The organism is Acinetobacter sp. NS-4, from assembly GCF_037402435.1.
Lineage (GTDB): Bacteria > Pseudomonadota > Gammaproteobacteria > Pseudomonadales > Moraxellaceae > Acinetobacter.
Genome location: NZ_JBBEUE010000008.1, coordinates 107157 through 128028, shown reverse-complemented (window position 1 = coordinate 128028; position 20872 = coordinate 107157). Strand labels below are relative to the sequence as shown.

The following is a 20872-nucleotide window of genomic DNA, read 5'->3' as shown; positions in this document are numbered from 1 at the left end:
TTATGCAGCAGTAAAAAGGTGGACAAGGACATGAATTGTCGTGGTCAAGCGATGTAATCTGTCAATTCAGGCGCTAGATAGAGACATAATCTAAACTATATAGCAGCCTACTCCAGTAATCTTCACTACAGAAAAATAAAGACATTAAAGTACTCCAGATATGGGACTAAACACCTAATATATGTTTATCTTTTCCACCTAGCCAGACTAAATATTCATTCTCTATTGCCTGCTTATACGCCCAGTCGGCAACCCGATGCGAACGTTGCAGATCGGTTAAAAAACCTAATTGAGAAATTTCCCGAACAATAGATTGATCATGTAGATAGTTCCGCTCCTGCCACTGTTGCAGAAATTGTTCTGACGCCAAATAATTACTTTTTTGTGAGTTGCACTTTTCATCCGCCAGGACAAAATTATGTCCGGTATCGGCAGGATATAATGACCATGGAATAAAATGATCCACGGCATATTTTGAATTTTTTAGGCTTTTGCCACAGTAAAAACACTGGCATTGCTGTACGTCAATTAAGAAGTCCGCGACCTTCCCCAGTTGATTGCGACTTGGGGCAAACATGAATTCATCTAGATCAGGCAAACCATCCAGTACCACTAGGTTCTGCTTGTTTAGCCGAACAAAATCAATCCAGCGCTTCTGGCACAACTCTTCAATGATTTCACTAAATTGTCTTAAGCAATACATCACCTTGGGCAACAGCTTGAGGGACTGCTTGGAATCTTCAAGACTATAGAGAAACTCTATGGTTTGACCATTCAAATTCTGCAAATACACCACCGGCATTTGCTTTACCGTTGTTGCAACTGCTCGCTTCAACCTGTTCCAGTAAAGTACATCCTTTCTCAACGCGGCCAAGGTCTTGAATTGTTGCTGTGCTTTCTGGATTTCACTGATGATCTTTGCCTGCTTACCAGTGCTTTGATGAATAGTAAAAGGCTCATACTGGTTAAACTGAAACGGCAGTGACTGTTTCCAGTATAAGTCAATAAACTTTTCAGCAATATCCTGATATTCTAAATGCAAGGCAGCACCAGTATCTTGCCCCTGTTCAATCGCCAGACGCGTGATACTTATCAGCAAAGCAAACTTATATGTCGAAGTAAAAGTCCCTGACTGCAAAATCTGCTGAATATGCTTTAAGAATTTCAACTGTTCTTGAGGGGTTGGTATTTCGGCTATACTGAATAACATATCTAAGCCTGCACTTTTCTAATCAGAATATTCATCCACTCTTCTGTACGCTCTGGACGTTTATCTACAGTAATCCATTGTTGTAACAGTAAAGCCTGATCGATCTGCTTAAGTAAGTCATGAGCTTGCTGTTCATTCAAGTCAGTAAAGCTACGCCCCTCTATCTCACGGTCTGTATTGCCATACTTAAAAGACATGTAACACACACCATTTAGCTTTAATGCTTTGAATATAAGCCCCAGCACTTCAGTTAGGCGATCTCTTTCACAATGTAAAAGAGATGCACAAGCCCAAATACCATCGTATTTATTATTCTCAGCTAGGTCATAAAAACTTTGCTGACGTACTTCAATATTGGTCAGCTCCCTGGCCTTTTTAACCAGCTCGGCAGAATAATCAATTGCCTCAACTTGATAGCCTTTTTTCTTAAATGCCAAAGTGTCCCGCCCCGAGCCACAGCCCAAATCTAGGATCAATGCCTGTTCCGGCAAATATCTTAGAAATGGTGCGTAAAGACTTTCCATTTCAACCTGATAGGTATTTTCAAAAAATGCTTGAGCATGTTGATTGTAATAATTTGATGTTTGATTCATTGTCTAAAAGCCAATATCTTATGTTAAAGAACATACTGATTTTTCACTAGATAAGTCAAATGATCAGTCCTATGAATGAATCAAACTCTTATTTCACTGTATCCGGACAACTGAGATAGAAACCAAACTGGTTCTTGTAAATGGAAAAAATATGGGCTTCAGATTTCGCAAGAGTATTAAAATATTACCTGGATTAAAAATCAATCTGACGCATAAAGGCATCAGCAGTGCAAGCATTGGCAAACCTGGTGCTTCTTTAAATATTGGCAAAAAAGGCACCCGAACCAGCGTTGGTATTCCTGGCACAGGCCTATCCTATTCAAAACACCAGCCCTATAAGAACAGAGTTGGCAACCAAAAAAATCCTACTCAGGAACAACAATCGTTCTATACATCACATACTGAGAAACCCAAATCGAATGTCTGGATTTGGGTGATTTTTGGATTATTTTGTTTTATTGTCGGGGCTATTATTTTTTAGAATTAGCCGACCTTTGTACCCATAACATTTATTCCGCTAGGGGCTTTGCTGCACAAACCTATCTGTAAAGGCTTATCTAGCAATATAATTCTCAAATGAAAAAGCCCGCACCTAAAACCTATCGCACAACCAATTGGTCTTCTTACAACCGAGCTTTGGTGAATCGAGGAAATATCTTGATCTGGTTTGACCCGACTACTCAATGGTATGCACAACCAAAAGGCAAACATGGTAGAAATCAAACTTATTCTGATGCGGCTATTCAATGCTGCCTTATGATCAAATCACTATTTCGACTCTCTTTACGCATGGTCACTGGCTTTGTTCAGAGCCTCATTAAACTTTGTAGATTAGATTGGACAGCGCCAGATTATTCGACTATTTGTAGAAGACAAAAGCATATTGATATTGCAATTCGCTATCAAAAAAGTCGTGATGGTCTCCACCTACTCGTCGACTCTACTGGCTTAAAGTTTTTAGGTGAAGGTGAATGGAAACGTAAGAAACATCAGCCTGAATATCGTCGCCAATGGTGTAAACTTCACATTGGTATAGATGCTGAAACGCTGCAAATACGGGCCGTTCAGCTCACGACAAACAATGTCAGTGATTCACAAGTACTCGAGGATTTACTTGATCAAATTCCACTTGATGAGCAGATTGATTCTGTATATACAGATGGTGCTTATGACACGAAACACTGCAGAAAAGTCATTTCAGATCGACAGGCACATGCGGTGATTCCGCCAAGAAAAAATGCGAAGCCCTGGAAAGACAAAAAGCTGAGATCTTTAGAAAGAAATGAATTGTTGAAAGCGGTTAAATGCCTAGGAAGAGCAATTTGGAAACAGTGGTCTGGGTATCATCGCCGAAGCTTGGTAGAAACCAAGATGCATTGCATCAAATTATTGGGAGATAAACTCAGTGCACGGAGTTTTCAAAGCCAGGTGAATGAGATTCATGCACGTGTGGCAGTATTAAATAAATTTATGGAATTAGGCCGAGCTCATACCCAAGTTGTCACTTAAATTTGAGTCGCTTAGGGTAGTTCTATTTTTTAAATCTTTGTGCAACAAAGCCTTGCATAAGTATAACTGAAAATAATACTTCTAAGTTGCCTATACGGCAGTGAACAACATGCTGGTCATTTGATCAAATGTCTGGGCTTTCTAAGCTGCCTATAATTCCATCAATTGATTGCGAACTGCTGCTATATATTAAACCTCTTGCGAAAGTGTGCTTTTACCTAATTTTTGAATCAGCTAAAATCTTATAAAATATAGCTTACGGCTGTTTAAACTTTGACTAATGCAAGGTCTACTCAAAATTAATAAAAAATCATGGAATATAAATAGTTAAGTTAAAAATAAGAGTAATTATGGGCAAGCAAAACAAAGGGCATCACTAGAAAAGCGTATAGCTCAAGCACAACAGCAAAAATCGGATGTAGGACTAAATATTATTGAAAATTCGCTATTTATAATGGATAAAATCCAATAGAGTACTTATCATAACTTTATAGATATATTTAAAAAGAGGAAAAAATGTCACACGAAGCGCAAATTAGTAGAACTTCGCCAACTGCATTTTTGTTTTTAGTTGACCAATCAGGTTCTATGATGGACAAAATGTCATCCGGAAGAACTAAAGCTGAATTTGTATCTGATGTCCTTAATAAAACACTTATGGACTTAATTACAAGATGCTCTAAATCAGAAGGCATCAGAGATTATTTTGATATTGGTGTCTTAGGGTACGGTCATCAAGGTGTAACTAATGGATTTACTGGTGTTTTGGGCAATCAGGTTATGAATCCTATTTCATTACTTGAACAAAATCCTCTTAGAATCGAAGACCGTAAACGTAAGATGGATGATGGTGCTGGTGGAATATTAGAAGTTGCTGTTAAATTCCCAATGTGGTTTGAACCAACTGCTAATGGCGGTACTCCAATGCGTGCAGCACTAACTAAAGCCGCTGAAGTTTTGGCTGAATGGTGTGATGCTCATCCAGATAGTTATCCTCCAACAATCTTACATGTTACTGATGGTGAATCTAATGATGGTGATCCGGAAGAAATTGCGAATCATCTAAGTCAAATTGGTACAAATGATGGCTCTGTATTAATTTATAATTTGCATGTTAGTGCCCTAAGTAACTCTCCTATCATTTTACCTTCAAGCGAACATGTTTTACCTGATGCCTATTCTAAAATGTTATTTAGAATGTCTAGTGAGTTACCTGCTCATTTAGTAGGTTATGCTCAAGATAAAGGCTTTAAAGTAAGTGGTGAATCAAGAGGCTTTATTTTTAATGCTGAAGCTTCTGATATCGTAGACTTCTTTGATATTGGTACAAGAGCCTCTCAGCTGCGATAATGAAAGTTGTTTTCCAAGGTACTCATCCAAAAGAAATTGGGGAAGAGAAAGCAAATGAAGATTCATTTGCTTTCTCAAATGATTTAACCAAATTCATTCTATGTGATGGAGCTAGCGAATCTTATAACTCCCAATTATGGGCAAAAATTATTTGTGACTCTTTTGTTGAGAGTGATGATATAAACGATGATTGGTTAAATAATGCAGCTAAAAAATATGTATTAGAACATGATTTTAATAATATGAGTTGGTCCCAATTGTCTGCCTATCAACGTGGGAGCTTTTCTACATTTGCAAGTATCAATCTAGATTTTGTTAATAAAAAAATTATCACTAGATTATTTGGGGACAGCTTTATATTTTTTTTCAAAAAAAATGATGGCAAGTATACATATCACCAAACATTTGATATTCCTGATTTTCATGCAAATCCCACACTAATTTCTACGAAAATTGAATTAAATAGTTCTATCGACTTCAGTAAAGAAAATAGCAATCATTATTTGGAAATACCAATTTTATCGAATGATGAGTCAATAGTAGCTATCTGTGCAACAGATGCATTGGCAGATTGGTTTTGTCGTACTATGACAGTTATTGATCATAACAAGTTGGTTAACATCTTTCTCACCATTAATGAAAGAAAATTTAATAGATTAGTAAGATTTAGTCGTAGTAGAGGGAGTCTAAAAGTAGATGACACCACTTTAGTGATTTTAGAGATATAAGTATACGATCATGAGTTATCCATCTTTTGAAAAATACAATGAAGCATTTCAGCTTCATAGTAAATTATTAACTGATAGTGAACTAGCAAAAGGTAACGTTAAAAAGACAGGACTCGGTGTACCTTTAGCTATTAGTGGTGGATTTGCTTTAACTTATACAATTGAATGCGGTTCAAAAAAATATGCCGTAAGGTGTTTTCATAAAGAATCAAAATCTTTAGAACAACGTTATTTAGAAATTTCTAAAAAATTAAAAAACCTGTCTTCTGCATTTTTCTTGGATTTTGAATTCCAGCCTAAAGGAATCATGGTAGATGGCAATCCATATCCAATCATTAAAATGGCATGGGCTGTAGGAACTACCCTTGGTGAGTTTCTTGAAGATAATTATGATAAACCTTCCTATATAACTAATTTATCAAATGCTTTAGTAAAGTTATCAGAATATTTAGAGAGTAATTCAATTGCTCATGGTGATATACAAACCGGAAACTTAATGATTTCTAATTCTGGATCTTCAATCCAGTTGATTGATTATGATGGTATGTATATTGATTCCATAGCAAGTTTAGGTAGTTCTGAATTAGGACATATTAACTTTCAACATCCTTATCGAGCTAAGTTAAACCCATATAACAGTAAACTTGATAGATTTTCATTGATATTACTTTGGCTAGCATGTAAAGCACTGGCAACTGATTCCACTATTTGGGACAAAACAAAGTCAGATCAAGATTCTATTGTATTTCGTTCAACAGATTTTTCTAATCCTAATGCCTCCCAAACATTTGCACTATTAAGCACATATCCAACTTTAAAAGATCATGTTAAAAACTTTGCTGCAATATGTAATCTCACTAAATTAGAAACGATTCCAAGTTTAAGTGACTTCATTGCTGGTCTAAATATACCTAATTTAAGTAATGTTCATATTGTATCTAAAAATGTTAGCCGCGCTGTAGTTGTTAATGAATACATAAGTCCATATCCAGTTATTTCAGCAATGGATTACAACGCCTGTCTCCAACAAATTGGTAACCAAGTTGAAGTGGTTGGTAAGATTACCGATGTGACTCAGAATATTACTCGATATGGTAAGCCATATGTATTTATTAATTTTGGAGATTGGAAAGGAAATATATTCAAAATCACAATTTGGAGTGAAGGCTTAGATGCTATTCTAGATAAGCCGGATAGTTCTTGGATTGGTAAATGGGTAAGTATCAAGGGCTTAATGGAAGCACCATATAAGAGTAAAAAATATAAATATTCCCATATATCAATCACTGTCTCAAAGAAAGGTCAATTATTTACAATTGATGAGACTGAAGCGAAGAAACGATTAGCTTATAAAAAACAATCTAGTACAATAAGTAATTCATCAATAAGAGTATCTAATAAAGATATTCTAGCTCAAATAACAGGGCAACCATATTCTGTGCAAAATACTCAACCTATAAGCACAAATTCTACAAATGCAGCTAAATCTTCTAATCAAGCAATTTTGAGTAAAATACATTCTACAACTAGTAATACTATAAATACTTCCTCTAATAACGCTATAAATAGTTCAAATCGGAAACCAATTACAACTGCTAATAATCAGAAAATTACTACTAACTCCCAAGTATCAATACCTACAAATAATTCTTCTCAAAATAAAGTTAGGAAGGGATTTAATGGTGAACAAGTAATTACTTGGGTGATCTTGATTGTAATTATTTTAGTGGCATTGAAGGCTTGCAGTTGAAATTTAAGGCAATAGACCTTTTGCGGGTGGTGTTTCAAAAAGTATGCTGGCGTTAAACAAATCCGTTATTAAGGTGGCTTTGTTGCACAAAGATTTGAAATGCAAAGCGCCCCTAATTGAGCCAAATTTAAGGCGTAACTTGGGTAAGTGGTCGACCTAATTCCGTAAATCTGTTAAGGACTGCTACACGTGCATGGGTAATCCTCCCATAAATAACCGAAGTTAAAAGTAGAGGTTAAGCAGCCATGAGAGGTGGCTTTCCTTTGTTTGCTTGGTGTGGTCTTTCATAGTTGTAATGCCACAGCCAACTCGTTGCATAATCTTGTACTTCTTCCAGTGTGTCAAATAGATGCTTGCTTAGCCAGCTATAACGTATAGTCCGATTATAACGTTCAATATACGCATTCTGCTGTGGCTTACCTGGTTGAATATATTCAATACGAATACCTTGTTCAGTTGCCCAGCGTACAAATTCATGACTGATAAACTCCGGGCCATTGTCACACCGAATAACTAACGGCTTTTCTCGCCATTCCAGCAACTGATTCAACGTACGAATAACTCGGATTGTAGGTAATGAGAATCCTGCTTCAATCGCTAAGCCTTCTCGACGGTAGTCATCAATCACATTTAATAATCGGAACTTTCGACCATCGATCAGCTGATCATGCATAAAATCTAATGACCAGACCTGATTTTCTCGGATTGGTTCTTTCAATGGTTCAGGCGCGTGCCGTTTTAGTCTTCTTCTCGGTTTAATACGCAGATTTAGTGCCAACTCACAGTAAATGCGGTAAACCCGCTTGTGATTCCAGCAGTGATTCTCAACATGTCGTAAATATGAGAAGCACAGACCAAATCCCCAATCGGAATTTTCCTCAGTGAGTTCAATGAGCTGTTCAGCAATGAGTGCATTGTCATCGCAAAGTTTAGCCTGATAACGGTAGCAGGTTTCACTAATGCCAAATGCAGAGCAAGCTAAACGGATACTAACCGCATGCAGGGCAACGGCTTGTTGAGCCATCTGACGTCGGCAAGATGGCTTCACCACTTTTTTGACATTGCTTCCTGAACAATCTCTGCCTTTAATCGCTCTTCAGCATACATTTTTTTTAGTCTGGTATTTTCTGCTTCCAGCTCTTTCAGTCGAGCCATCAATGAGGTATCCATACCGCCATATTTGGCACGCCATTTATAAAACGTGGCATTACTCATGCCATGTTCACGACAAAGGGTGGCTACAGGTGTGCCAGACTCCGCCTGTTTTAAAATGGACATGATCTGGCTGTCAGTAAATTTAGATGTTTTCATGCAGAATCTCCTGCTCGTATCTTAAGAGAAAATTCTACTTTTAGATCCTTTTATTTTTAGGGGGGATTACCCCACCACTCTCCGAACCACAATAGTAGACATCACCTCCCTTATATTTAAATTTACTACAATCGAATAAAAGACAGTTCTACAAATAAAGGACTAACTAAAAAGCTTTTGAAAATTTTTTTTGGGCGTTTAGAGGAAAAAACAATCCACTATACTGCCAAGGATCATAGGTATATCTAGAGTTTTATAACCATTCCCCTCCTTTTGATATAGAGATCAATTATCCCACATGTACAAAAGAAACATTTTTTGATATATTATTTTCAATTAAATCAAACACTTGAAATAATTACTTCTTACAAGTAGTATTGAATTACTTTCAAGAAACTTGAGATCCTAAAAATGAAAAAAATTTAGCGCACACAAAATAAGAATTTTCACTTGGTTATTTTTTTAATAATTTCTGAGGACTCTCATTTATATGGGAACAACTTTTGAGTTCAATCAAGAATTTGGTGCAGCCAAAGAAGTATGCTGCAAAAATTTAAATAAACTTCATCTGAGTGTTCATCCTAATTTTTATGGAATTCACTTTTGCTATCAAGAAGTTCTCAAATCCATAAAAGCTGATTTATCTATATTTGTCTCTCACCCAGAACTTCGTGTATGGAGAGATCCAAATATTACCGGCTATACAGTGGCAAATAATTTTCACCTGTATCTATATTGGTCAAATACCATTCCTCAAAATATCAAGCTGCTGGTACATTCTTTCCCTCAAGATTTTGAAAAAATTGACCTGTTAAAACAACAAACAAGTTCAGAATTCCTCAAATTTCTGTCCTCTTTTCATCATGATTTGAAAAAAATGAATCCTGAAAGATTACAAACACTGATTAATAGTTCTCTTTCCCCCAAAGCAATGCTCGATTTAAACAAAGAAAATTCTTTCAAGCCCCACTGTTCTATGAGCTTAGATCTGCTTGCCCAACTGCTGTCATGCACACGAAATCAACTGAATCATCGCAATAATATTATCAAGCAGCAAAGACGAAATGTATTGAATCAACTGGAACAAACCAGCGGAATTGTTCAACAGCTTTTAAACAACGCCGACTTCGTTCTCTCACCTGATCAGTTATGGAAATCATGATGTCTGAATATAATCAAATAAATCAAAGTACGGCTGAAACTCAACAGACATTATTACAAAAGACGTTAGAAAAACTCTTTGGGGATGAGCAACTTAACCGTGCCGAACATATTCAATATGTTGCTGACTTACTTACTTCACAACCAACTGATCAATATCTTGAAGGCCTGAAGATCGATCTCACAGATTTTAAGCTACAACCTAAACATGTTGTGACTAAACCAGCCGCCCTAACCCCTTCGCGACAGCATACAATTAACGAAAATCCTGTCACTTGGTATGTGAACTCAATTGCACAATTAGCGAAGTCAGAAGAAAATGCTTTAATCTGGAATATCCTGGTCTTGAAAGCAGCAATCTATCTGATAGCCCTTCCAGACATAAAACCGGAACTTTTTAAAGAAAACAACACCGAACATTTCACTACTGTAAAACGTTTATTTCAACGCTTTCGTATAGCGAATCGGGTTCTAAACACCAACAAAGAATATCAAAACACACGCGAATACAAGCTGCTTTGGAACCAGTATCTTCAAAACCCTAACCTTTCTTTAGAAGAGTTTGTTCAATATCTTAATGAGTTAACTAATAAAGATAACGATAAAGAGGAATCCGAAGATTTTTTACAAAACCTGCTGCAAATTATTCGTATCGCCTTTACTTATGTTTTAAAAAATAAAGCGAAAATTGCAAGAGCAAATAGTGACACTACACTGCAATATAATTTTTTAGATGAAGAGCAGCTGATTGAAGAAACTACAGAGATTAAAAACGGTCAAAAGTCTATAGCTCTTAATATAGAGAAACAGTTAGATGACCAGGATACGCGTCAAATACACATAGACCCGACTATTGTTACACCGCTAGCTAAGTATTCAGAATCTAGTCAAAGCTATGTCCTACCTTTAATTGCAAAACATATTCACCGAAAAGAGCATTTACTGCCATTCAGCAGCCTTTTTCCAAATACCACAAGTGTTAGTGCAGTACTTAATAAACTGTACGAAAATTATCATGCAAAAATTGATGGGAATCCCAATGAAATATTAAAAAGATTTCAGAAAAAAAAGGCTGCTCTGATTCTGATGCTGTCCTTTTTAACGGGTAATAAAATTGATGAATGGTTAAAGTTACAAAATAAACGTGCTAAGAATTTAAATTCTCGTCAGAGAGTAATTCTGAAGAAAGGGCAATATTTTCTGAGAAGTAAATTTTCAATTTTTGAGAATAAGGATTTTGCTTATCCAAGTTCCTTACTCAACCAAACTGTCTATCTAGACATCCCGATACCTAATAAATTTATTCATGACCTGCAAAATACTGATCCTGTCAATGACGACGATGTTCGACAGTTTTTAAAACAGCTTAGAATAGAACTTCATATTCCCAAATTGTCATTGATCAAAATTAGTTCCCTTTTACATCAAACAATTCTGCAACGAACTGGAAATAAACAGTTTGCAGATCTTCTCACAGGAATTGATGCCAATAAATCTTCTTCTATTTCTTATTCTCATCAAAATATTCAGTCTTTGCATAGCCAATATGTCTCGATATTAAAAGATCTGTGTGAACAATTATCCAATGACTATCAAGACATTAGATATGATGAAGTACAGAACTTTGGTAGCCTTAAAGCACCTACCCAGAATATGGTTAAAAAAATCTTTGCCGTACTCAAAGCTAAAATTTTTATGCAAAAGGAAAATGATTTAATTGCGGTTTTTAACAACTACAACATCTGGATGTGGCACTTTTTATTGCTGTTTACTGCCGCTCGACCAGTCGCTGAATTTCCAGGTTTTTTAAAAAGTTTTAACTTGAAAAGACAAATATGCATGGTTTCTGATAAAGAAATTGGAGGACGTCAAGGTTATGGACGTTTAATTCCACTTAGTAATTTTGTAGTGCAGGAGGTAAAAAAATTCATACAGTTTATAGATTATTTTAAACGTCAAATCTGCCCTACTCATCCCGAGCTTCAGGACCGTATTCAAAAGATTATGAAGAATGAACACCCACTCTTAAATATTTTTAAGCAGGGAGAATGCCAGACTTTGAGTCCATCGATTGTAAGCAATTTTCATCCTGAATTAGGCTTGGATCATGCAAACTGGCATCGACATACAACCCGAGCTTTTCTCACCAATAAAATTAGCGAACCTGAAATTTTAGCATTATTCGGTCATGAACCAATGCAACAAGAAGCTGCTCATCCCTATTCGAGCTTAGCCCTTTCTCAATATTTAAGTATCGCTTCTATTCTTGAGCAGATGAAAGATCATTTTGAAATCACTGGTATTGAACTCCATGTCCTCATTCAATAAGCAAAATCAAAAGTTATACGCTGAAGAACGCCGAAAAAGAAATCGTCTTGATCAGGAGAAAATGCTGCGAGCCGATGTGGAAAATGAGTTAAGCCAATATTTTCATGAACAAGAATTTGAAAAAAAAGAGAATCAAGAACCATTCTACCCGGCAATTTATGAGTTTATTAAGCGCAAAGCTCAAAGCCTAAACTGGAAAAAATACGCCCATGAATTTTTCCGGGCCTATATTAAAAAAATCAATCTACAACGTAGTGAGCCTTTACCCCTGCCTAGTCTGACATTTGAAATGCAGCGCGATCAGCCGGTTTTCACAATGGACTGGATCAAGAAAGGGCATCAGATTGATGAAATTATTGATAAGCTTTGGGACTATTGGATTCTAGCGAAAGATAGTCAGGCATTTTCTGATGATGAGATCATTGGGAATATTCTTGTATCTGCCATGCTTTACTCAGGCCTAAATCAAAAAGCCTCATTAGAGGCTTTGCTTGAGCATTTAAAAGATCCAGCAAAAATTAGAAATATCGAAGATCTCAACATTATATTTTTGCAACCGCTCTCTCCATCTTATGGAGATCTATTCGTTGATGAAAAAACCATACGCAAATCACGTAATTTTATTCCGGATCAAATCACTCGCCTGTGGTTAATCCACTTCAACACCAGAAATATTCGTAACGTAAATCAAAATGTTGATGATTACTTGGAGCTTATTTTTAATAAGCTTCAGTTACCGTTATCAGTTCTCTTCAAAGATTTTAAAGTATTATTACGTGACCATACTAGTTTTAACTGGATGCAACTCCCGAACGTTGCCATTGATCCGGCACTCTCACAGTGTCTGATTGAAAATATCGCAACATGTGGACTATCAGAGACTGAATTTGAACGATTTCTTCAACCAAAATTCAAATATCAGCAGGATCCTATTAGTGATGTCGATATGGAAAACTCGCCTTCAATCATGAATCAGTCCTACTCTGATAATGCTCAACAGGCCTTAGATGATGTTATCAAAATTCATAAAGATCTTTTAAAGCTTATTCGTACTGCACAAACCGATAAAGGCATTGATCTATTAATTATCAAATATTGTACTGAAAATGCCGAAAAATTTAATGAATACAGCAAACGTATCATCTTATGGCTTATTAGTCTTTATAAACCGGCTTCAGAAAAAATTCAGCCTATCGCTGATCTTTTTAAGTTTTGCGTGATTCAATTCCAAAAGTCATTTCAGGAAAATGGACGTTTAGCTGATAAATCAATCTATACCTACTTCACTCGAATTGCTGAACCCTGGTTGACACACTCATTACAATATCTTGATACCGAAGATGATCTGAATACGACGCTGAATAAAATCTACGAACAAATCATTACAAATACTCGACTTGTAGATGAAGCGAATCAACCTGATTTAAAAAAATCAAAAAGCCAAACAATCTACATGCTAAAACGCTTCCATGCATTCCAACAAACAGTCTTCAATGCAGAGTCGTTTGACTTAGAATTCATCGCTACTCAAAGCAGACCTAGAGCCCGTATTATCGGCCATTTAACCTATCAGGCTTTGATGAGTAAGTTGGATGCACTATTCACAAATACCAATATCAAAGAAAATCATTATAAGACATTAAAAATTATATATATTTTAGCTTACCGAACTGGTATGCGTATTAATGAAATTCTCGGATTACGCGTCCGCGATATAGAAGGTTTGATCAATCTATCAGTATGGATTCAACCTTATGGTTCTAAAAAGCAAGGGAATCTACATGAACTCAAAACAGATAGTGCTGAACGTATAGTACCTGTATATTGTTTGTTAAAAGCTGATGAATATCAACTATTCCACAGCTATGTGGTCGAGCAACGTCTACTCAAACAAAAAAACTTATACTTGTTTCGCAATTGGAATGAGAACACAAAACTTAATAGGCATACGGTGACTACGCCTTTTAAAATGATTCTGAATGAGCTTTTTAATTATCATGATTATTCTTTCCACTCGTTCCGACACACTGCAGCAAATCACCTATCAGTTCTTCTCAATTCAGATTACACTCCACTTGTAAAAAATCTGACGGATTACACCGAAGAAGAATATCAATCTATTCGAGCAGAGATACTCCGCAATTCACATGGTCAACATCATTGGTTTATTATTGCGCATTTACTGGGACATATTGATCCTACCGAAACATTTAAAAGTTATATCCATTTAAGTTATCTGATGGCTGGATACAAAATACTGCAATATCACCCAGACATGAATAATCAGTTAGCCAAGAAAATAATGGGATATCAACCTTCTTTCAAATTTTTAAATACAGCGAAAGATTCAGATCAATTTAATTTCGAAAAGCATGCTGATCATTTATGTCAGCGTTTACTCAACGATCAAACTGGCTGGTTAAACAGCAATGCAGAAGATATTCAGAATGAGATTGCTTTATTTAACTCTGAATTCCATGACTATTTTAAATACTTTGCTGGAACAAAAGAATCTAAAGTCTCATTTGCATTGTTTTACAAGTGTCTTCATTTACTAGAGATTCATCATGACCCACAACATGTATCGCAAGAAATGTGTTTACCCATCGAACTTGTAAACTATTGGTATGAAAATGCAAAACACTTAAGCAATCTTAAGTCTCAAAAAAATAACCCACGGTTATTTGATCTTAACAACAAAAATCATCAATCAATTCCCCTAAAACCTTCAAAGATCGACACAGCCGAAGAGTTGAAAGCACTTGTCTATTTCTTTGACAATATTCACGAGGTATTTGCAAAAAATCCCGGAGAAATCAAAGCTGTACTTGAGACATTTTTAACACGTGTCACTATTTCTCATACCGGTATTCATTATCGCAAGAATAAAATTGATGAATTGGAAGTGTTTTATTCCAAAGTAAAAACGCTATTTCCTAATCACTTTTGGCATCTGCTCGGACAAGAAGACTTAGTCGACTTTTTAGATCCTAAAAAACAGCCTTTATTAATAAAACTTGCTAAATCAAAAACTGCAGATCATCCAAAGACAAATGAAGATTACGTTCGTCTACAGCTTTATTCAATACCAGATGGTAGAGCACTTGCCGCATTTAAATTTTGTCTGCATCTAGCATGTATTGGGAGGCCACGATCTCTTGAACTTAATCCACAAAAATGGGAGCCTTAAGTGAACTGCAAGACATTGTATTTCCTTGTCAGACATAGTGATCAGTATCTCGATTCATATCCAGTCCATGATGTTGATGCGCATCCTAGACCAGACATTTTTATTGGTGAGAATACAGACACTTTAAATGGTTTCTAACATTTTAATTTCGAATAATGCCCATTATGTTAAGTGGAGAATTGTTTGAAATCATTAATGTGACTATTAATAGCTTTACGAACTAATTTATATCCTTTATTTATCATGCTTGCGGTGAATCCTTTTTCCCCATGATTTTTAGCTAATTCTTGAGATAAAAAATCTGCACGATCTGAGAGATTTAAGCCATCCCCCCCTTTACCACTTAACTTACGATTTTTTTTGTTTATATAGTCTTCATGAGCTAAAATTAATCCTAATAGATAGTTTTTTGCATGTGATGGTGTTTCTAAATTAGGCATTTCAACCTTATGTAGTTTTTCTATTTGTACCCAATCATTTCTTTTAATTTCTGGAATTCTATAGGCGCTTATTAGTTCTTCCTTACTTTCTGCCATCAGCAGTTTACACTGTTTATTTTTATATTGTATTGATACTATTTCAGCTCTTAAATGGCTAAAAAACTTATCAATTTCTTTCTCAGATAGTGGATTACTTGTATCCAGTTCACATCTTAGTTTTTTAGCATAATTAATTGAGTTATGTGAGTTTAGTTTTTTAGCAAAATCTAAACTCACATAACTTTCTAATAAATCAGGTTCAGTACAGTCTTCCCCTTCTATAATGGTTTGTAAATTTTTAGACAGAGCTTGATTAGATATCTCAACTTTCTCAGTAATGACTTTGAATCGACTAATACTTTTTGTTGAATATGGTCTAAGAGAGAAATAAGGAGCGGATGTTACAGTTATTGTATTCCCTTTTTCTCTAGGTAGAAAAGATAATCCATGATAGTGTTCAAGAGCTGACTGATAATCAAATGTAAAACTAAGAATATGTGGTGGGTATTTATGTGGAATATTACAATTTAAATTTCGGTGTTCTAAAAAAAGTTCTTTAGCAATTTGAAAAACATTCTCTTTTAGTCCATTCTCATGCTTTAGATAATCATAATTAGCAACTATTTCTGTATCAGGGCTTCCAACTAAAGCAAGCAAACATTTGCCTTCATCATCAATCATTTCTTTTATATTTATATCAAAACTATCTTCATCTTTTTGAAAAACAATATGATTAATTATTTCTGAACTTAAATTATCAATTAAATTATCAATACCTTGGTCTCGTAAGCTCTGAAATTTATCCCAAATGTTGTTTGATAAATTTTGAATTGCATAATAGTCATCAGGATAGTGTTCCATAACTGCAATTCTATATATTTCTTGAGCTATAAAGTTCGTTATCTCTGAAAGGGCATGTTCTTTTTGGGTTTCTTGAGAGATGAGCATGTCAGTTTTTTATTACCATAAAACATTTTAGTATAACAACATTCTATAGAAATTCTGGTCCATTTTTCTAATGGAAAATTTGGTCCTGTATATATCATAAAAAAGCATTAAATTGAGTAAACCGTTAAAACCCATAAACTTTTTTAATTGGAAATAAAATGGCATTACATCACCGCTTTAGACATAATATTGGTCAAGTTATTCCAGAAAATGAATTGAGAGTTGGCTTACCAATTCATCTTAGTTGTACCAACTTTGGTTGTTACTGGACGATCACACACTTAGAAAGAATAAATGGCATTCTTTGGATGACACTTAAATCCTATTCAGGAAAGTATTTGCGCCGGCGTGCTAGTTATGCTCGTCATATACGTAGAAATGAAAGGTAAGAATTTTTAGATTAAGCTATCTGTTTATTTATAAGGTAGCTTTTTCTGATTACGCCTGCTCTATTTAATAAATTTTATATAATCGCCATATTCAGAAACTGAAGGCGAAAAAAAAGCCCACGCTTGCATGAACTTTAAAAAATCTACTTTTTGTCAATTATCTTAGCCCTGTTTTAATAAGACCATACCTACAACCATAACAAGCATCGTAAGCACGAAAGCCAGTGCAGGTACGAATGATATAACGAGTACACCATACAATACTGCAAAGCCAATCAAATAACCCGCTGAGCTTGTTTCATTGAGAGACTCCATAGAATCCTCCTTCAACAAAGCCACGACCCTTGGTGCTGCTGATCAAACGTGGCGCCCAGTCGTTACTGCCGTTTTTTCGAGTTCGCTCTAAAACATGCACTTCGAACTCTTCCTGTATACCAGGGAGGCGACAGCAACCCCAACAGGACTTTGAAAAGCTCATAGAGCTTTAATTTTAGAATTCTTTTACAAATTAGCCTTTCGATCAGCTAAATCTTATGTAGTTGATTTACTGCTATAAAGTAACAGGGGGGAATTTATGCCATATTAGTATATAAAAATCAATATATTTTATGGTGTTATGTGGTCTTTTATAGAAATTGCTGTGGTAAACAATAGTTATTTGATGAATCTATATTTTTATTGAAATTTAACATTTCCTAAAATTAACATAATACACCTTATACGAAATTGTTTTAATTTTTCAATTAAAATCAATATCTTGCATTATGGTGTTTAGCCCAATCGCACCCCAATTGGACATTTTCCTGGATTCTTCACGTTCCACGATTATGATTTAAGAATTACTCTGACATTTGCATCATTCCATGCCAATCACAATCGTGATGTATCCTATCAGCAATAAAATGGCGAATCCGAATGTTATTTCCAGCAAGATCACATGGCCAAACAATTTTGCAGTTTTAGGATGCTGTAAACGTGGTGTGAAATACAATTTATTCAATGCAGCGATAAACAAGATTCCAAACACCATTAATATCTTGAGAATAAAACCTTGACCATAGGCTGTTCCCAGCAAATTTTTCCAGTCTTGAAATAAAAATACGGCCACTGAAACACCAGCAACAATCAGTGTAGCGACAATGAAAACGGCAATCCGCCCAAATAAACGCATACTGTCCTGTAAAGCTTTCCCCCTAATGAGTCTGTTTAATTTCCATAAGGGATAAAGTGCCCCCATCCATAGAAAAACACTCAAGACATGCAAGGCTAATAAGCCCTGCGCCATATAGCCAAGATTTGCCGTATGGCCAAGCTGAGAAAAACTAATGACCACAGGTATAAGGAATACAGCAGGCAACAATCCGTTTCGCCATGATGCAGGTGGTGTTGTGCTTTTTAATCTGCTCAGCAACAGGAGTAAAACCACCCCAAAACACAGTGCACGCAATTCATAAACCTTGCCAATAGATGTTTCCATCAGAATATTCAAATATGTGGTATCCCACATCCCTGCTATGCCATGATTGGCAAAACTCCCGATCTGGATCAGAAAACCTAGAACAGTTGAAATCAAGCCAAGGATTGCACCAATCAACATATAACGCTGTAAGATTGTGTGAATTTCGGCAATTTTTGCAAACAGCAGATAATTGAAAACACCACCCAGCACAAAAGCCGTACCGAAGTACAACCCGACTTGTGTGATCCAGCTTGCTAATGTCCAATACTCAGAAAACATCATTATTTTTTAATCTTTTAATGATCTACCAGTCAATGACTGGTAGATCTAACAATAAATGGATTTTATTTTGAATTTTTAATCGTGAAGCTATACTCACCATTCATGTGATGGCCATCTTTGGCCATGGTCATCCAGAATACCGTATATTTACCATTGGACAGCTTTGGTAGCGCAATATCAAATGATTTTTTCAGGTCATGGCTGACTTTGTAATTCAATGGAATTTCTTTTTTCTGCGCATCGACCAGTTTAATGTTCATCAACATCACGGCATCAGCGAAATTCAGGGTGATCTTTTTAGGTTGATGCGCAACAACAGCATTTGCAGCGGGTGTGGAACTCAACAGATTCACATGAGCAAACGTGGCCGTAGTCACAGTGATGATAGCAATACCTGCTAAAATTTGGCCTAACTTGATCATCCAATTTTGAAATAACGTCATCTGTCCATCCTCAGTCAATATTTGACTATAAATACAGTAAACAACCACGAACTGAACAATACATAATTATCGCTTAATTGCTTGATTACTTCGTTATATCTTTTTGTATTATCAGGTGGCTTCAGTACATGCAGATGACCCCAAAATTACATTTTTGTCATTTTCAAAAAACAACTCGATGCCAATGATAAGCTTATTCATTATACAGATGAGAAAAACCTGCAAAATCAGAGTTCTTATCCGAAAATACCGTAACAAATAAACTTAGCCCCAAATAAAAATATCTGATGAGAACGAAAAACCACTGCTATTCACTTCACTGTAAAGTGGTATCGATTTCTCAGGTGGACAGGAGAACATCATGACCTATATTCGCCATACATTACTTGGACTTTGTCTTGCAACCTCATCACTGGCTGTGTTCGCTCAAGGTACTGATGAACATAAAGAGCATCATCCGGCTGGGTCTACTAGCACAGCAACTGTAAATAAAACTGCGACTGGCAGCCCAACGACAAACCCTATGGCAGCCATGGACCTGCATATGAAAGCTATGCAAACCATGCATGAAAAAATGATGGCAGCCAAGAAACCTGCTGACAGACAGAAGCTCATGGCTGAACACCAGAAACTTATGCAAGATGGGATGAGCATGATGCAGAAGATGGATCAGCAGAATATGAACATGAATATGGCTGATCGTCAGCAAATGATGGAAAAGCGTATGGATATGATGCAATCCATGATGCAGATGATGATGGATGGCTGCATGTCTCAGCCTGCCGCAAAAAAATAACAGCATACGCATTTATGGGAGAGCAGCATGAAGCAACAACATCAGGGCCATGAGTCCCCGCCTAGATTTTGGTCATCACGTTACGCCATCGGTTTTCTTGTCATTGCCGGTGTGGCCGCCTATTTTCTCTTGACGGAGCATCTGGCACATACCATCGCGGCTCTCCCCTATTTACTGCTATTAGTTTGCCCACTCATGCATGTCTTTATGCATGGTGGTCATCACCATCATGGAAAAAAACCAGACACAAGAAATCAAACTGAATCGGATCAACCTGGAGATAAACCATGAATCATATGGAATCTGCCTATGGGCTCTGGTCACTGGTGATCATCAATTCAGCCATCTTTATCATGTTTGCTTTCAGTTTCTTTAAACCTAACACCACACGAGATTGGCGTACCTTTGGTGCTTTCTCGGCTTTTGTAATTGCTTTATTTGTCGAGATGTATGGTTTCCCCTTGACCATTTATCTGCTCTCAGGCTGGTTGCAAACCCGTAATCCTGGTCTGGATTTGCTCTCCCATAATTCCGGGCATTTATGGTCTACGCTGCTTGGCGAAAAAGGTGATCCACATTTTGGCATTTTACATATCGCCAGTTACATCTTCCTGGGCTTTGGATTCTATCTGTTATCCACGGCATGGAATGTGCTCTACCATGCACAGCGCCAGCATGCTTTGGCAACAACAGGACCTTATGCGCGTATACGCCATCCCCAGTATGTAGCTTTTGTCATGATTTTACTGGGTTTCCTGTTGCAATGGCCCACCCTGTTAACCTTGATCATGTTCCCCATTTTACTGGTTATGTATGGACGTCTGGCGGTCACTGAAGAAACTGAAATGCGTAAACAATTTGGGGCTGTTTACGAACAATATGCACAATGCACACCACGCTTTATTCCTAACTTTAAAAGAAAAACAGGTAATCTATAAGAGGATTA

At 36.3% G+C, this 20872-nt stretch carries 17 protein-coding genes; 11 read left to right on the top strand and 6 right to left on the bottom strand.

Annotation, left to right across the window (positions count from 1 at the left end; translation table 11 throughout):
- Positions 1-166: 166 nt before the first annotated feature.
- Both WAE57_RS08375 and WAE57_RS08370 read right to left on the bottom strand, forming a co-directional pair.
- A complete protein-coding gene (locus tag WAE57_RS08375; RefSeq protein WP_180039811.1) occupies positions 167-1210 on the bottom strand; it encodes an HNH endonuclease signature motif containing protein in 1044 nt (347 codons plus the stop codon).
- 2 nt (positions 1211-1212) lie between these two features.
- Entirely contained in the window at positions 1213-1803 is a 591-nt protein-coding gene (locus WAE57_RS08370; RefSeq protein ID WP_016658949.1) for a class I SAM-dependent methyltransferase, read from the bottom strand.
- 151 nt (positions 1804-1954) lie between these two features.
- On the opposite strand from WAE57_RS08370, the gene WAE57_RS08365 reads away from it, so the two are divergent.
- From WAE57_RS08365 to WAE57_RS08345, 5 genes are all read left to right on the top strand, one after another.
- The gene (locus WAE57_RS08365) at positions 1955-2284 is read left to right on the top strand and encodes a DUF4236 domain-containing protein (RefSeq protein WP_104498419.1); all 330 of its coding nucleotides are present in this window, start codon (positions 1955-1957) and stop codon (positions 2282-2284) included.
- Positions 2285-2379: 95 nt separating this feature from the next.
- Entirely contained in the window at positions 2380-3312 is a 933-nt protein-coding gene (locus WAE57_RS08360; protein WP_337709992.1) for an IS5 family transposase, read from the top strand.
- Between the two features lie 516 nt (positions 3313-3828).
- Positions 3829-4662 (top strand): vWA domain-containing protein, encoded by an 834-nt coding sequence (locus WAE57_RS08355; protein WP_156188716.1) that lies wholly within the window; start codon positions 3829-3831, stop codon positions 4660-4662.
- Entirely contained in the window at positions 4662-5390 is a 729-nt protein-coding gene (locus WAE57_RS08350; RefSeq protein WP_156188715.1) for a hypothetical protein, read from the top strand. The genes WAE57_RS08355 and WAE57_RS08350 overlap by 1 nt, the downstream gene beginning before the upstream one ends.
- Positions 5391-5400: 10 nt before the next feature.
- Complete coding sequence (locus WAE57_RS08345; protein ID WP_156188714.1) at positions 5401-7140, top strand: protein kinase family protein; 1740 nt, start codon at positions 5401-5403, stop codon at positions 7138-7140.
- Between the two features lie 235 nt (positions 7141-7375).
- Here the strand turns inward: WAE57_RS08345 and WAE57_RS08340 are convergent.
- A protein-coding gene (locus WAE57_RS08340; protein ID WP_337709986.1) for an IS3 family transposase occupies positions 7376-8451 on the bottom strand; the annotation gives its coding sequence in 2 pieces (ribosomal slippage) (positions 7376-8199 and positions 8199-8451; 1077 coding nt in all).
- A gap of 490 nt (positions 8452-8941) precedes the next feature.
- Between WAE57_RS08340 and WAE57_RS08335 the strand changes: the two genes are divergently transcribed.
- From WAE57_RS08335 to WAE57_RS08325, 3 genes are read left to right on the top strand one after another with little or no spacing between them, the layout of a single operon-like run.
- Positions 8942-9613 carry a hypothetical protein gene (locus WAE57_RS08335; protein ID WP_156188709.1) on the top strand — a complete coding sequence of 224 codons (672 nt, stop codon included), beginning with the start codon at positions 8942-8944 and terminating at the stop codon, positions 9611-9613.
- Positions 9613-11940, top strand: coding sequence for a hypothetical protein (locus tag WAE57_RS08330; RefSeq protein WP_169538751.1), 2328 nt, complete (start codon positions 9613-9615; stop codon positions 11938-11940). Before WAE57_RS08335 ends, WAE57_RS08330 begins: the two co-directional genes overlap by 1 nt.
- Complete coding sequence (locus tag WAE57_RS08325; RefSeq protein WP_169538883.1) at positions 11915-15130, top strand: tyrosine-type recombinase/integrase; 3216 nt, start codon at positions 11915-11917, stop codon at positions 15128-15130. The genes WAE57_RS08330 and WAE57_RS08325 overlap by 26 nt, the downstream gene beginning before the upstream one ends.
- Before the next feature lie 167 nt (positions 15131-15297).
- Here WAE57_RS08325 and WAE57_RS08320 read toward each other — a convergent pair whose 3' ends face one another.
- The 3 genes from WAE57_RS08320 to WAE57_RS08310 form a co-directional block, all read right to left on the bottom strand.
- Positions 15298-16557 (bottom strand): hypothetical protein, encoded by a 1260-nt coding sequence (locus WAE57_RS08320; RefSeq protein WP_169538749.1) that lies wholly within the window; start codon positions 16555-16557, stop codon positions 15298-15300.
- A 1245-nt stretch (positions 16558-17802) separates the two neighbouring features.
- Positions 17803-18684, bottom strand: coding sequence for a CopD family protein (locus tag WAE57_RS08315; protein WP_337710039.1), 882 nt, complete (start codon positions 18682-18684; stop codon positions 17803-17805).
- A 65-nt stretch (positions 18685-18749) separates the two neighbouring features.
- Positions 18750-19130, bottom strand: a complete 381-nt coding sequence (locus WAE57_RS08310) for a copper resistance CopC family protein (protein WP_169538747.1) — start codon at positions 19128-19130, stop codon at positions 18750-18752.
- Between the two features lie 361 nt (positions 19131-19491).
- Between WAE57_RS08310 and WAE57_RS08305 the strand changes: the two genes are divergently transcribed.
- Genes WAE57_RS08305 through WAE57_RS08295 form a run of 3 tightly spaced genes read left to right on the top strand, consistent with a single transcriptional unit; the run spans position 19492 to position 20864 of the window.
- Entirely contained in the window at positions 19492-19926 is a 435-nt protein-coding gene (locus WAE57_RS08305) for a hypothetical protein (protein WP_337709979.1), read from the top strand.
- 27 nt (positions 19927-19953) lie between these two features.
- Positions 19954-20217, top strand: coding sequence for a DUF2933 domain-containing protein (locus WAE57_RS08300; RefSeq protein WP_337709978.1), 264 nt, complete (start codon positions 19954-19956; stop codon positions 20215-20217).
- Positions 20214-20864 (top strand): isoprenylcysteine carboxylmethyltransferase family protein, encoded by a 651-nt coding sequence (locus WAE57_RS08295; protein WP_337709976.1) that lies wholly within the window; start codon positions 20214-20216, stop codon positions 20862-20864. The genes WAE57_RS08300 and WAE57_RS08295 overlap by 4 nt, the downstream gene beginning before the upstream one ends.
- Positions 20865-20872 lie beyond the last annotated feature (8 nt).